Origin of the sequence: Streptomyces sp. NBC_00464 (assembly GCF_036013915.1) — a bacterium.
GTDB lineage: Bacteria > Actinomycetota > Actinomycetes > Streptomycetales > Streptomycetaceae > Streptomyces.
In genome coordinates, this window is the sequence record NZ_CP107899.1 from 5,469,139 (window position 1) to 5,482,055 (window position 12,917).

10 protein-coding genes are annotated in these 12,917 nt (G+C 69.3%); 6 read left to right on the forward strand and 4 right to left on the reverse strand.

Annotation, left to right across the window (positions count from 1 at the left end; all coding sequences use genetic code 11):
* The first annotated feature begins 10 nt into the window (after positions 1–10).
* Genes OG912_RS24550 through arfA form a run of 4 tightly spaced genes read left to right on the forward strand, consistent with a single transcriptional unit; the run spans position 11 to position 4,732 of the window.
* A complete protein-coding gene (locus OG912_RS24550) occupies positions 11–1,369 on the forward strand; it encodes an extracellular solute-binding protein (RefSeq protein WP_327711257.1) in 1,359 nt (452 codons plus the stop codon).
* Positions 1,366–2,307, forward strand: coding sequence for a carbohydrate ABC transporter permease (locus OG912_RS24555; protein ID WP_327711258.1), 942 nt, complete (start codon positions 1,366–1,368; stop codon positions 2,305–2,307). Before OG912_RS24550 ends, OG912_RS24555 begins: the two co-directional genes overlap by 4 nt.
* A complete protein-coding gene (locus tag OG912_RS24560) occupies positions 2,304–3,173 on the forward strand; it encodes a carbohydrate ABC transporter permease (RefSeq protein ID WP_327711259.1) in 870 nt (289 codons plus the stop codon). The genes OG912_RS24555 and OG912_RS24560 overlap by 4 nt, the downstream gene beginning before the upstream one ends.
* A 41-nt stretch (positions 3,174–3,214) precedes the next feature.
* The gene (arfA, locus tag OG912_RS24565; protein ID WP_327711260.1) at positions 3,215–4,732 is read left to right on the forward strand and encodes an arabinosylfuranosidase ArfA; all 1,518 of its coding nucleotides are present in this window, start codon (positions 3,215–3,217) and stop codon (positions 4,730–4,732) included.
* 57 nt (positions 4,733–4,789) lie between these two features.
* Here arfA and OG912_RS24570 read toward each other — a convergent pair whose 3' ends face one another.
* The 3 genes from OG912_RS24570 to OG912_RS24580 form a co-directional block, all read right to left on the reverse strand.
* Positions 4,790–5,524 (reverse strand): hypothetical protein, encoded by a 735-nt coding sequence (locus tag OG912_RS24570; protein ID WP_327711261.1) that lies wholly within the window; start codon positions 5,522–5,524, stop codon positions 4,790–4,792.
* A gap of 70 nt (positions 5,525–5,594) precedes the next feature.
* A complete protein-coding gene (locus tag OG912_RS24575; RefSeq protein ID WP_327711262.1) occupies positions 5,595–8,648 on the reverse strand; it encodes a hypothetical protein in 3,054 nt (1,017 codons plus the stop codon).
* Positions 8,639–9,151, reverse strand: coding sequence for a DUF2690 domain-containing protein (locus tag OG912_RS24580; protein WP_327711263.1), 513 nt, complete (start codon positions 9,149–9,151; stop codon positions 8,639–8,641). Before OG912_RS24580 ends, OG912_RS24575 begins: the two co-directional genes overlap by 10 nt.
* A gap of 300 nt (positions 9,152–9,451) precedes the next feature.
* On the opposite strand from OG912_RS24580, the gene OG912_RS24585 reads away from it, so the two are divergent.
* Positions 9,452–10,267, forward strand: coding sequence for an EI24 domain-containing protein (locus tag OG912_RS24585; RefSeq protein ID WP_327711264.1), 816 nt, complete (start codon positions 9,452–9,454; stop codon positions 10,265–10,267).
* A gap of 21 nt (positions 10,268–10,288) precedes the next feature.
* Positions 10,289–10,897, forward strand: coding sequence for a LysE family translocator (locus OG912_RS24590; RefSeq protein WP_327711265.1), 609 nt, complete (start codon positions 10,289–10,291; stop codon positions 10,895–10,897).
* 15 nt (positions 10,898–10,912) lie between these two features.
* On the opposite strand, the gene OG912_RS24595 is transcribed toward OG912_RS24590, so the two are convergent.
* The gene (locus tag OG912_RS24595; RefSeq protein WP_327711266.1) at positions 10,913–12,841 is read right to left on the reverse strand and encodes a flavin monoamine oxidase family protein; all 1,929 of its coding nucleotides are present in this window, start codon (positions 12,839–12,841) and stop codon (positions 10,913–10,915) included.
* Between the last annotated feature and the right edge of the window lie 76 nt (positions 12,842–12,917).

The window sequence follows — 12,917 nt, forward strand, 5'->3', positions numbered from 1 at the left end:
GAGGGCGGGCATGGGACGACCTGGCCTGAATCGCAGGCAACTGATCACGGGGCTGGGCGGGGCGGCCGTCGCCGGCAGCTTCGGCTTCGCGGCGCTGGGAAGCGGTGCGGACGCCCTCGCGTCGAGTGCCGCCACCCGGGTCCGCTACTGGAACCTCTTCAGCGGCGGCGACGGCTACAACATGATCGCGATGCTGGATGCCTTCCGTAAGGAGCACCCCGACATCGACGTGAAGGACTCGACCCTTCAGTGGGGCAGCCCGTTCTACACCAAGCTCGCCATGGCGGCGGCGGGCAACCGCGCACCGGACCTCGGCGTCATGCACCTGGGCCGCGTCACCGGCTTCTCGCCGGGCCGCCTCCTGGACCCCTGGGACGTCGGCCTGCTCGCCAAGTACGGCGTGAAGGAAGCCGACTTCAACCCCGCGCTGTGGAAGCGCGCCGTCATCGACGGCAAGCTGTACGCCCTCCCGCTCGACATCCACGTCCAGCTCTGCTTCTACCGAAAGGACGTGCTGGGGAAGGCCGGCCTGCTCGGTGACGACGGGCGGATCGTGCCGGTCACGTCCACCGACGAGTGGTTCGACGTGCTCAGGAAGGCGAAGAAGGCCACGAAGGACGGGCTGCAGACCATCGGCCTGTGGGCCAACGACCAGAACTTCCAGTGGTGGTTCTTCGTCGCCTTCTACACCCAGCTCGGCGGCACCTGGTTCAACGCCGCCGACTCCGACGTCACCTTCGACACCGACAAGGCCGCCCAGGTCCTGGAGTTCATGCGCCGGCACATCACCGACGGGTACTCCGACCCGGGCTACGCGGGCGCCGCCGGGGCCGAACAGTTCCTCAACGGCTCCCCGTTCTGCTGGGAGGGCAACTGGTCGGTGCCGGTGTTCTCCGGGGCGAAGATCGAGTACGGCGCGACTCCGCTGCCGCCCGTCTTCGGCAAGCAGGCCACCCACGCCGAATCGCACTCCTTCGTCCTGCCGCACCAGTCCGGCCGCGGCGGCGACGCCAACGAGGCCGCCCACCGACTCGCCGCCTACGTCGTCAAGCACGCCCAGCAGTGGGCCGCCGGCGGGCACATCCCCGCCTACACGCCGACGCTGTCCACGGCCGCGTACCAGCAGCTCGAACCGCAGAACGAGTACGCCGGGGCGATGGACCACCAGGCCACCGAGCCGAAGGTGTGGTTCGCGGGCTCCACCGGCATCCTCGCCCAGCGCGTCGGACCGATCGCAGCCTCCTCGATGCTGGGCTCCGCCAAGCCGGAGGCCGCGGCCCGCCGTATGAAGAGCACACTCGCCGAGCTCCTCGCCATGAAGAACCCCATGGACGGCCGAACCGCAGCGCAGGCAGGTGCGGCCGCATGACCACGACCACCCCGCAGACCGTCCTCGCACCCACCCGCGCCAGGACCGCCGCCGAAACCGCCACGGCCCGCCGCAAACAGGGCCTCCAGCACGGGGGCTGGTTCGTCGCCCCGTTCCTCGTCCTGTTCGCGCTCTTCGTGATCTGGCCGCTGCTGCGCGGCATCTACCTCAGCTTCACCGACGCCAACATCTCCGGCGACGGCGCGGGCTTCATCGGCCTCGACAACTACCGCGAGGCCCTGCACGACCAGCTGATGTGGGACGCGCTCGGCCACAGCGCCTACTTCACGCTCCTCGTCGTACCGTGCATCACCGTCCTCGCCTTCCTCCTCGCGATGCTCGCCCACCACATCGAGCGCGCCCAGTGGCTGTGGCGGCTGTGCTTCTTCATCCCGTTCCTGCTGCCGTCGACCGTCGCGGGCAACCTGTGGCAGTGGCTGTTCAACCCCGGTACGGGCATGGTCAATTACCTCTTCGGCCTCGAAACGCCGTGGCTGACCGACAAGTCGTACGCGATGCTCGCCGTCGTCCTCACCACCCTGTGGTGGACGGTCGGCTTCAGCTTCCTGCTCTACCTCGCCGCACTGCAGGGCATCCCCGCGCACCTCTACGAAGCCGCGAAACTGGACGGCGCGAACGCCTGGCACCGCATGGTCCACATCACCCTGCCCATGCTGCGCAACATCACGGGTCTCGTGATCGCGCTGCAGATCCTCGCCTCGCTCCAGGTCTTCGACCAGGCCGTCGTGATCCAGGACTTCGGGCCGGGGCCGGAGGGGTCGACCCGCACCTTCGTGCAGTACACGCTCGAAGAGGGCTTCACCAGCTACCGCGTGGGCTACGCCTCCGCCATCTCCATCATCTTCTTCGTGATCATCGCGGCCGTCGCCCTCGCGCGGATGTGGCTGCTGCGCAACCGTGAGGAGGGCGCCCGATGACCACCGACGCCGCACAGACACGTATCAAGTCCCGTCCCCGCAGCGCCTGGTCGCCGAGCCAGATCGTGCTCACCCTCATCGGCGCAGCCGTCTCGGCCGTCTTCCTGGCACCGCTCGCCTGGGCCCTTTTCACCTCCCTCAAGTCGGAGACCGAGGCCGTCGAGGTGCCGACGCACTGGCTGCCGGAGGACTGGACGGGCCAGGCGTGGAAGGCCCTCTTCGAGACCGGCAACATCACCAACTGGTTCGTGAACTCGCTCGTCGTCTCGGTGTGTGTGACCGCGGTGGTGCTGCTGGTGAGCGCCCTCGCCGGATACGGCTTCGCCCGCACCGAGTTCAGGGGCAAGACGGTCCTGATGGGCGTGGTGATGGCGGGCCTGATGGTCTCGCCCGCCGTCCTCGGCGTCCCCCTGTTCACCACCGTCCAGCAGATGGGCATGGTCGACACCTACTGGGGCATGATCCTGCCGCAGTGCGCGCCCGCCGCGATGGTCTACATCCTCTACAAGTTCTTCCAGGGCATCCCGAGAGAGCTGGAGGAGGCCGCGTTCATCGACGGCGCCGGCCGCTGGCGGGTGTTCTTCACCATCATCGTGCCGCTGTCCAGGCCCTCCCTGTCCGCGGTCGGCATCTTCACCTTCATCGCGTCCTGGAACAACTTCCTGTGGCCGTACATGGTGACCAACAACCCCGACCTGATGACCATGCCGAACGGCATCGCCACCGTCATGAACTCCTACGGCATCCAGTGGGCCCAGCTCATGGCCGGCGGACTGATGGCGGGGCTTCCGCTGATCATCGTCTTCGTCTTCTTCCAGCGCCAGATCGTCAGCGGCGTCGCCCACACCGGCCTCGCAGGCCAGTGACCCGTACCGAGACACGTACCGACACCACCCCGAAGGAAGTCATGACCCGCACCGCCCGCTTCACCCTCGACCCGGCCTTCACCGTCGGCGATGTCGACCCCCGCCTCTTCGGCTCGTTCGTGGAACACCTCGGCCGCTGCGTCTACGACGGCATATACGAGCCGAGCCACCCCTCCGCCGACGAGGCGGGCCTGCGCACGGACGTCCTGGACCTGATCCGCGAACTCGGCGTCACCGCCATCCGCTACCCCGGCGGCAACTTCGTCTCCGGCTACCGCTGGGAGGACAGCGTCGGCCCCGTCGAAGAGCGGCCGCGCCGCCTCGACCTCGCCTGGCGCTCCACCGAGACGAACCGATTCGGGCTCTCCGAGTTCATCGCCTTCTGCAAGAAGATCGGCCCGCAGGCCGAGCCCATGATGGCCGTGAACCTCGGTACCCGGGGCGTCCAGGAGGCCATCGAACTCCAGGAGTACGCCAACCACCCGTCCGGCACCGAACTCTCCGAGCGCCGCATCGCGCGCGGCGACAAGGACCCCTTCGGCATCAAGCTGTGGTGCCTGGGCAACGAGATGGACGGCCCCTGGCAGACCGGCCACAAGACCGCCGAGGAGTACGGCCGGATCGCCGCCGAGACCGCCCGCGCGATGCGGCAGATCGACCCCTCCGTCGAACTCGTCGCCTGCGGCTCCTCGGGCCGGTCCATGTCCACGTTCGCCGCCTGGGAGGCGACGGTCCTCGCCGAGACCTACGACCTCGTCGACTACGTCTCGCTGCACGCCTACTACGAGGAACTCGGGGGCGACCGCGACTCGTTCCTGGCATCGGCCGTGGACATGGAGTCCTTCATCGAGGACGTCGTCGCCACCTGCGACCACGTCGGGGCGCGGCTGAAGTCCACGAAGAGGATCAACCTCTCGTTCGACGAGTGGAACGTCTGGTACATGGCCCGCAGCCAGCAGGAGGCCGAGGCGAACCCCCTCGACTGGCCCGAGGCACCCCGCCTGCTGGAGGACAACTACTCGGTCACCGACGCCGTCGTCTTCGGCACCCTGCTCATCGCCCTGCTGCGCCACGCCGACCGGGTCACCGTGGCCTGCCTGGCCCAGCTGGTCAACGTGATCGCCCCGATCATGACCGAGCCCGGCGGCCCGGCCTGGCGCCAGACCACCTTCTTCCCGTTCGCCCAGGCGGCCCGCCACGGCAGGGGCCAGGTCCTGGACGTCCGGGTGGACTCACCCACCTACACCACGGCGAAGTACGGCGAGACGGACCTCCTGCACGCCACCGCCGTCCGCGACCCGGAGACCGGCGCCGTCACCGTCTTCGCGGTCAACCGCAGCCAGTCCGCGACCCTCCCGCTCGAAGTCGCCCTGCACGGCTTCGACCTGACGGGGATCGCCGAGCACCAGGTCCTCGCCGACGCGGACCCGGACGCCCGCAACACCCTCGACGAGCCCGGACGGGTCGCCCCGCACCCGGCCGACGGCACGGTGCTCGACGGGGGAGTGCTGCGGGCCACCCTGGAGCCGATGTCCTGGAACATGATCCGCCTCGTCTGAACCGGCAGAGCCGGGGCAGATAGCCGCACCCTGGGGCTTCGTGCGAGCCCCAGGGTGTCAGTGCGTGTCGCCGGTGGCCTCGCCCGTACCGAAGACGTACACGAGGTAGGCCGGCTCCCTCCCGGGGAGCGGGTACTCGCGGAGGTACGTCGCCGCCGGCCCCGACCGGTACAGCGGGCTGTCGACCAGGGCCCCGGCCTTCTCGTACGCCGTGTCGACCCGGGGTGTCATGCCGTCCAGCCAGGCGGCAGCGCCCTTCGGGTCGGCACCGGGGTGGTCGATCCCGGCGCAGTCGCGCAGGAAGCGGGCACGCTCGGGCGCATTCTTCGGAGTGGTGCAGGTCACGGAGTCGAGATCGCCGGAGAGCGTCCAGACGGCCGCGACGGTCAGTGCGGAACTGCCGGCGGAGGTGCCCGCAGAATGCCAGACCGGCGGCGCTGCGTCGCCCGCCCGCACGTCCACCTTCTCCCGCGGCCTCATGGCGATGTGCCAGCTCTTCGCGAGACGGTCCAGGAACGCCCGGCCGGTGTAGCCGGACGCCAACGGCACGGCACGTCTGCCCTGGGGGATCTTGTCCCGGGTGGCGGGATTCGAGGGCCAGTCACTCAGGTCGGTCGAGGTGGTCAGGGGCGAGGGGGTGCTCGGGCGCGCGGACGCCGGGGCGGTGGGTGCGACCCGAGCGGTTTCGGGTGGCGTGGCCGGGGTGTGCGAGGACGAGCAGGCCGACAGGAGGGCGGCGGACAGGGCCGCCACCGAGACGGCGTGCGCCGCGCGGGACCGTGACGGGGGCAAGACGAACTCCATTCGATGAGGTGCAGGGCCGGGGTGGTGCCGTCCCGGCGGGGACGGCACCACGGTCACCTCACTCGTCGAAGCAGGTGCCGGTCGAGGCCGCGGAGACCGGGACCAGCTTCACCGCGTCGTAGGCGACGTCCGCGTCGCCGGTGTAGTCCGATCGGCTCGTGTTGTCGGCCTGGATGTTGGCGCCCTCCCAGAGTTTGAGGGTGCCTAGGGCAGCCCATACGTCCTGACCGTTGCTTTTGGAGGCCTGGTTGACACTGCAGGTGTGGCTGGGTTGCGCGCCTGCCGTGTTCATGCCGACATTGACGGTGTACGGGACCACGGCCTGCGCGCCGTGGTTCGGCAGATGCACGTAGATCGCGTACCGGCGACCGGGCGAGCCGGAGAACGGCAGCAGGGACGCTTCCGGTGTCCAGGTCGCCGTGACCGTGTGCCACAGGTAGTTGGTGTGGGTGGCACTGTTGGGGTAGGCGTGGGTGAACCAGACGTGGCCGTCGTAGCCCGCACCCAGCTGGTGCAGGTCGATCGGGGCGATGTCCCCGGTCGCACGCCAGGTGCCGTCGCTGCGGTTCATGGTGAAGTTGTCGCCGAGCCGCAGCTTGAACGTGCCCGACATCGTTGTCGAATCCTTGCACCCCTGGGTGTTGTCAGCCGGGACGGGCAGGTCGTCGATGAGGAGGGTGCCGTCGGCCATCCCGACGTTGTTGCACGGGCCGGCGGCGTACTGCCGGTCCAGTGCGGGCTCGCCGCTGCCGAGCGCGTACACGAGGTTCTCCTTGGAACCTGTGGTGTCGTCCATGCCGCCGCCCCAGCTGACCGATCCGTTCCACCAGCAGCTCTCGTCCTCGGCCGGGCACGGGTCGCTGCCGGAGGAGGCCCCGGGGTCGCAGCTGTTCGTACCCTGCGTGCAGTAACTGCGGTAGTTGGTATTGAGGTTGAGCTTTCCGCTGACGCCGACGCCTCCGGTGGGGAAGAGCGGCAGGGCGTAGGAGGGCTCGGCGTCGTACGTGCGCTGCGGGGTCTCCGCCCAGCCCATGATCTTCTCCTCGTACGGCCAGTTGGCCGGGTGCGCGGCGTCGTCGTACGAGTCGCGGAGGAAGGGGGCCCGGTCGGAGGGGTAGTTGGGGTTGGCCGGGTTGTTGTACCAGCCCAGGCCGGTGCGCCCGCCGTTCTGGGAGGAGTCGGTGTAGACGCCGCTGTTGTATCCCCACAGAGCCATGTACCAGTTCTCCACGTAGGTGGAGTTGCCGGTGTTCACGTTCATGCCGAGGGACTTGAGCTGGTTCCACGTCTTGCTGAGGATCTGGACTCCGGCGGCGATGTTGGACGCGTAGTCCGTGGCGATCGCATACGCCTCGGTCGGGTTGTACGGATTGGGCTTCGCCTCGTTCATACCCGAGGTGACCTGGGCGATGCCGTAACCGCAGTCGGCCACGGCCCCGTTGGGGTAGTAGTGGATGCTGTCGGTGTTGCCGAAGTAGTCCCCGAGCAGCGGATTGCCGCCGTCGCCCGGGACGGAGTGCCAGGACGCCTGCTTGAAGTTGGACTCCTGCGCGAGGATTCCGAGCATCACCTGGGCGGGGACGGTGCCGCCACCGGTCAGGGCCACACGCGGGAAGAGGCCGTTGGGGGTGTACGCGACGCTGCCGGTGCCGAGATAGTTCGCCGGACGGGTGACCGTGAGGTCACCGTGCACGGCCTGGTCGACGGCCCACTCGACCATGTTGGTGCTGGGCTGCAGCGCCTGCCCGTGCGGATCGTTCCGCTTGACCAGACAGTTCGAGTAGTGGGAGCCGGTGTTGGGCTCGTCGGGGACGAGGCCCGTGTAGGCCAGCTCGTCCTTCTCCAGCTCCAGGTTCGGGCCCGTCTCCCGCTCCACGTCGTCGGCGGCTTCGGTGACGGTCGCCTCGGCCGTGACCACGTCGGTGGAGGCCGGGGTGTTCGTCGCCGTGGCGAGCACGGCCACGTGGATGCGCCCGGCTCCGGACCCCGAGGGGGAGCCGATGGCCGAAGTGATGCCCTTGAGCTCGTCGGAGGCTACCGACGTGGTGAGCAGATGGCCTTGCCGCGAGGCCGCCACGGGCTTGTCGGGGGCGTCCGCCTTGTGGAGTCCGGGTGCCTTCGCGGTGTCGACGCCGGATACCGCGCCCGCGACCAGGTCGCCGTCGCCGCGCGGAAAGAGCCCGAGCTTGCCGAGGGGCGCGCTGCCGAGCCGCGTCAGCTTCCCGCTCCGGCTGTCCAGGCGGTGCAGCTCGTCCTTGCCGTGCGCGACGAGGGCCAGGTCGATCGCGCCGCCCTCGGAGGGTGCCAGGGCGAAGAGCCGGCCGGGGAGTGCGGCGACGGTGTCGGACGTGCCCTGGGACTTCCCTGCTGTGGCGAGTCTGACCAGCCGGCCGTCGATGACTCCGAGGTCGCCGTCGGCGGTGGGCATCGGGTTGGTGAACTGGCCCTTGACCGTGGTGGTGCGGAGCGTTCTTCCCGACGCGGCATCGACGTCGAAGACCTTCGTGGTGCCTTCCCGCGAGTCGCCCACGGCGCTGCGGGTGAAGGTCACGGTGTCGCTCTCGCCGCAGCCGGGCGAGAAGTAGGCGAGCTGGACACCGGTGACCGATCGGGTGACCTTGCCGCTGGTCAGGTCGACCACCGCGGCGAAGGCCCCGTGCTGCATCAGCGAGGGCTTGTTCGCGGCCGTCGACGGCGCGTAGACGGCGGCCGCGTAGCGCCCGGATCCGGTGGTGCAGGTGTAGCCGGTCCACGGGCCGATGCCGTTCAGGCCGGCTTGGGTGAGGTTGGCGATCTCCCGGTAGGCGAACGAATCGGCCTCGTCCGCCACCAGGATGTGGAAACCGGCGGAGTCGCCCGTGCCGGTCACGGCGCGGTCGGTCGAGTCCTGCCAGCTCTTGCCCAACTGGCTCTCGGGCGAGGTGAACAGGCGCCCCTGGGTCTGAGGTGCCGCGGCGGCCGTGGTGCCGGCCACGCCGATCGCTCCGGTGGCGGGAAGCATTCCGGCGGCAAGGGCGACGCAGGACAGGAAGGCGGTTCTGGCCGTCAGCCGAAGCGCCCGCGGGCGGCGGCCCTCCGTACGCGCGGCATTGCTTGTTCTTCTCAACGCCATGGTGTGCACGCTCCGTTGGTTCCCTGGGTCGAGCTCTCCGGCGCCGGGTCGTGGTCCTCGCTCAGGTCGCTGAAGCAGCCCTTCGCCGAGTAACTCGTCGGAACCATGGGGGTGGCCAGGGCGACATTGGTGCTGTCGACGAGTCCGCCCGAATAGGACGCCTCGCTGCCGCCGAGCTGGGGAACGTAGAAGATCGTTGCGTACTGCTGGTACAGGCTGGTGTTCGTGGGGTCCACGGTCACCTTCGCCCAGGTGGCCCCGCAGGTGGCGGAGTGGAAGAGCTTCACGGTGACGGCCACCGTGCCTGACGGCGGGTCGTCCGTCTCGCTCACCAGCTGGGCGTCCCAGTCGCAGCCCATGGTCACGGGGTTCTTGCCCATGCAGGTGATGCCCTGGCAGGAATCCGCCGCGGCGGGTGTCGCAAGGGACAGTGGAGCGGCGCAGGTCAGGGCGAACGTCAGGAGCAGGGCTCGGCGGATATGTGCACGTCTTCGTCTGAGCATGAGGTCCTCGGTCCATGGATGATCGATCCATGACAGGGTCTGCGTCGCTCCTCACGGCGACAACCACGGTTTGCTCAAGGAATCCTCAAGGCTGTTCCGGGCCGCCGACGTGCGAACTCCCAGGTGAATCAGGAGATTTGCAGATACCTCGCAGATTGCAAAAATGGATGCTTGGTCGGGGCATCCATATCTAAAGTGGTCGTCTTCGCCGACGTGGGCCCGGTCCCAGCAGGGCCCACGGAGCTCGCCGTGCGACTCCCCGTTGCGCTGACACCACACTCGATCTCGTACGCTGACGTCATGCGTGATCTCGGGGCGGGCCTCGGCTATCTGATCAAGGGGCAGCGCTGGGTCGCCCGGCACGGCAAGTGGTTCGGCATCGGGCTGCTGCCCGGCCTGATCACCCTCGTCCTGTACGCGGGCGCCCTCGTCGGCCTCGGCTACGGGGCCGACGACCTGGCGGACTGGGCGACCCCCTTCGCCGACGACTGGTCCTCGCCCTGGCTCGGCCTGCTCCGCACCACTCTGACCGTGCTGGTCTTCGCCCTAGGCCTCTTCCTGGCCGTCATCACCTTCACCGCCGTGACCCTCCTCGTCGGACAGCCCTTCTACGAGTCGCTGTCCGAGGAGGTGGACCGCGCCGAGGGCGGCGAGGTCCCCCGGTCGGGGCTGCCGCTCTGGCGGGAGCTGTGGATCTCCGCCCGCGACAGCGCGCGCATCCTGGTGCGCGTCGCGCTGTACGCGGTCGTGCTCTTCGCCCTCGGATTCATCCCGGTCGCAGGCCAGACCGTCGTCCCGCTCCTCGGATTCTGCGTCACGGGCTACTTCCTCGCCGAGGAACTCACCGCCGTCGCCCTCCAGCGCCGCGGCATGGTGCTGAGGGACCGGCTCGTCCTGCTGCGCGGCCGCCGCCTGCTGATCCTCGGCTTCGGCGTGCCGCTGGGGCTCGCCTTCCTGGTCCCGTTCGTCGCCGTCTTCCTGATGCCGGGGGCCGTCGCGGGGGCGACCCTGCTGGCGCGCGACCTGGTGGGGGAGGACACGGACGACGAAGCGGACGACGGGCGGGACCCGGGAGCGGTAACCTCCCCGTTGCCGAACGGCCTCAACCAGGACTGAGGAAACGGGGGTTACCCACCCATGACCGAGATGATCGCCGTCGCCGTCATCACCGTCCTCGCTGTCATCAGCCCGGGGGCCGACTTCGCGATGGTCATCCGCAACAGTTATCTCTACGGCCGGAAGACCGGACTCCTCGCGGCCACCGGAGTCGCCGCCGGCGTCCTCGTCCACGTCACCTACACCATGCTCGGCGTCGGGCTGCTGATCGCGTCCTCGACCACCCTGTTCACCGTGATCAAACTGGCGGGCGCCGCGTACCTCGTGTACATCGGGTTGCGGACGTTCTTCGCCCGCAGCGACCTCGGCGTCGACCTGGAGACGAAGTCCGGCCTGAGCCCGCTCGGGGCCCTGCGCACCGGCTTCCTCACCAATGCGCTGAACCCCAAGACCACCCTTTTTGTCGTGTCGACCTTCACCCAGGTCGTCGGACCGGGAACCGGCCTGTGGCAGCAGGCCGGCTACGGGCTCTTCATGTCCGTCGCCCATTTCGGCTGGTTCGGCCTGGTCGCGCTGTTCTTCTCGCACGCCCACCTGCGCACCGCGATGCTGCGGTGGCAGAAGGTCCTCAACCGGGGGATCGGATCGGTGCTCGTCGGGCTGGGCGTCACTCTGGGCTTCGCCCACTGAGCCCCGCTGCGGGGCTCAGCTCGTGTGGACCTCCAGCGCCGTGCGGACCGCCGACTCCAACGCCCCTTCGATCCAGGCGGGCTTGACGGACGTGTGGCAGCCGGCGAAGTGCAACGGCCCCTCGACCGACCGCACATCGGCGAGCAGTTCGGTGTGCTGGCCGGGCAGCAGGACGGCCGCCTCGCCGTACGCGTACGGGTCGCGCATCCACGACTGGGTGGCACCGGCGCCCGTGTAGAAGACCTCGATGCGCTGCCCGTACACGTCCTGGACCCCGCCCAGGGCGTGCGGGTAGCGCTCGTCGTCGTCCAGGGAGTCCCACTTCAGGGCGTCGTCGGCCCAGCTGTACGAGGCGAGGAGCACCCCGCCCCTGCTCCCGTCGACCGGGTGGGAGGGCTGGTACATGAAGCGGTTGGCGTTGTCGGTGACCGATCCGCCGCCGATGACATGGGCCGCCTCGGGCTGGTTGCGGGCGGTCGCGCGGTACGCCGCGTAGTGCACGCGCTGGTTGGGCGGAATGTGTCCGGACGGTACGGAGGGGTGCGCGCCCAGCAGCGAGCCGTCGGCCGGCGCCTTGCCGAGCCGGTACTCGTCGTACAGACCGGGCCGGATCTTCTCCAGCTCCTCCTTCCAGTGCTTCTCCTCGAACTCCCACCAGCGGCGGCTGAATTCGAGCAGCACCTTGGTGGCCGTGTCGTAGTGGACCTCGGTGATCGCCCGCCGCTTGCCGTACGAGAGCGGCGGCGTGACCGGGACGTGCCGGAGGCCGGAGAACGGCACGGTGACGATCGCCCGGTCCCCGGTGAAGGTCTCCCGTACGACCTTGCCGTCCCGGCCCTCCGACACCGTCTCGACCCGGACGCCGTCCTCCCCGTGGCTGATCCTGGCGGCCCGGCGGTCCAGCCGCACCAGGTCCTTGACCCGTGCGTACATCGCGTCGGCCAGCGTCGCCGTGCCGTCCGGCAGCTCGTAGAACGCGGTGTCCGGGCTGATCAGGGAGGCTCCGATGAAGCTGTGCACAAAGGCGAGCGGCAGCCGCGAGGTGAGGTTCTCCACGGTGCCGATGAGGTCGATGGTGCGCTCGTCGAGCTCGGCCGCCTCGGTCAGGAAGCGGAACATCGACCAGTGGCCGTACTTCTGGATGACCCGGGCCCAGCCCTTGACGAGCTCCGAGCCCTCCTTGCCCTCGAACTCCTTGCGTACGGGGGCGAAGGCCTCCCGCACGATGGTCGACGCGGTCTTGTCCTCGAACTCCGCGGGAACCCCGAAGGACCGGTTGACCGCCTGCGGCCTCTGCGCGTAGTCCGCCTTGCGCACCCGGATGCCGTTGACGTGGATCCAGGTGTGGTTGGCGGGCTTGCCCGCGGCGTCGACGTCGACGAGGTGGAAGCGGCGGCGCTTCAGCTCGAAGCTGTCCATGAGCCCGGTGACGAGCGGGTGGCTGTCGGGGATCCGCATCGCCCCGGCCTCGGCGTACTGCTTCGGGTCGGCGAAGGGGGACTTCGCGTTCTCGTGGCCGCCCGTGCGGAAGGTCTTGATCCGGCCGCCGACCCGGTTCCCGTTGGCCTCGATCACGGTGACGGTGTGCCCGGCCTCGCGGAGCAGATGGGCGGCGGTGAGCCCGGCCGGTCCCGCGCCGATGATCAGCACCTTCTTCGGGTCCTTGCCGCTGCGCGGCAGGCCCTTGGTGAGCAGGACGTCACGGTAGTGCGGCACCAGCGACTCGTCCTGCTCGTCGCGTACGAGGATGGCGCGGGCGACGGTCAGGCAGGCGTTCCAGTCGGAGCCGGGGGCGGCGGCCGGGGCCGTGAGGGAGCTGGACGATGCGGCGTCAGCCCTGGTCACAGCAGTGGTGGCAAGAGCGGCGGCACCTGCGGCGGCACCCGCGATCATGGTGCGCCTGGAGGGCAGGCCGGAGGTCGGTTCGGCAGGCTTGGAAGTCATGCGGCCACCCTGAGGGGCGCGGAAAGGGGCGCATTACGCGGACGCGCGTAGATCATCCGGAAATCACCCGCAGGTG

What these genes read in the sequence shown, in the direction of transcription:
- OG912_RS24575 (WP_327711262.1), bottom strand. Translation starts at nt 8,648, where the DNA reads ATGGCGTTGAGAAGAACAAGCAATGCCGCGCGTACGGAGGGCCGCCGC.
- OG912_RS24585 (WP_327711264.1), top strand. Translation starts at nt 9,452, where the DNA reads ATGCGTGATCTCGGGGCGGGCCTCGGCTATCTGATCAAGGGGCAGCGC.
- OG912_RS24580 (WP_327711263.1), bottom strand. Translation starts at nt 9,151, where the DNA reads ATGCTCAGACGAAGACGTGCACATATCCGCCGAGCCCTGCTCCTGACG.
- OG912_RS24595 (WP_327711266.1), bottom strand. Translation starts at nt 12,841, where the DNA reads ATGACTTCCAAGCCTGCCGAACCGACCTCCGGCCTGCCCTCCAGGCGC.
- arfA (WP_327711260.1), top strand. Translation starts at nt 3,215, where the DNA reads ATGACCCGCACCGCCCGCTTCACCCTCGACCCGGCCTTCACCGTCGGC.
- OG912_RS24550 (WP_327711257.1), top strand. Translation starts at nt 11, where the DNA reads ATGGGACGACCTGGCCTGAATCGCAGGCAACTGATCACGGGGCTGGGC.
- OG912_RS24590 (WP_327711265.1), top strand. Translation starts at nt 10,289, where the DNA reads ATGACCGAGATGATCGCCGTCGCCGTCATCACCGTCCTCGCTGTCATC.
- OG912_RS24560 (WP_327711259.1), top strand. Translation starts at nt 2,304, where the DNA reads ATGACCACCGACGCCGCACAGACACGTATCAAGTCCCGTCCCCGCAGC.
- OG912_RS24555 (WP_327711258.1), top strand. Translation starts at nt 1,366, where the DNA reads ATGACCACGACCACCCCGCAGACCGTCCTCGCACCCACCCGCGCCAGG.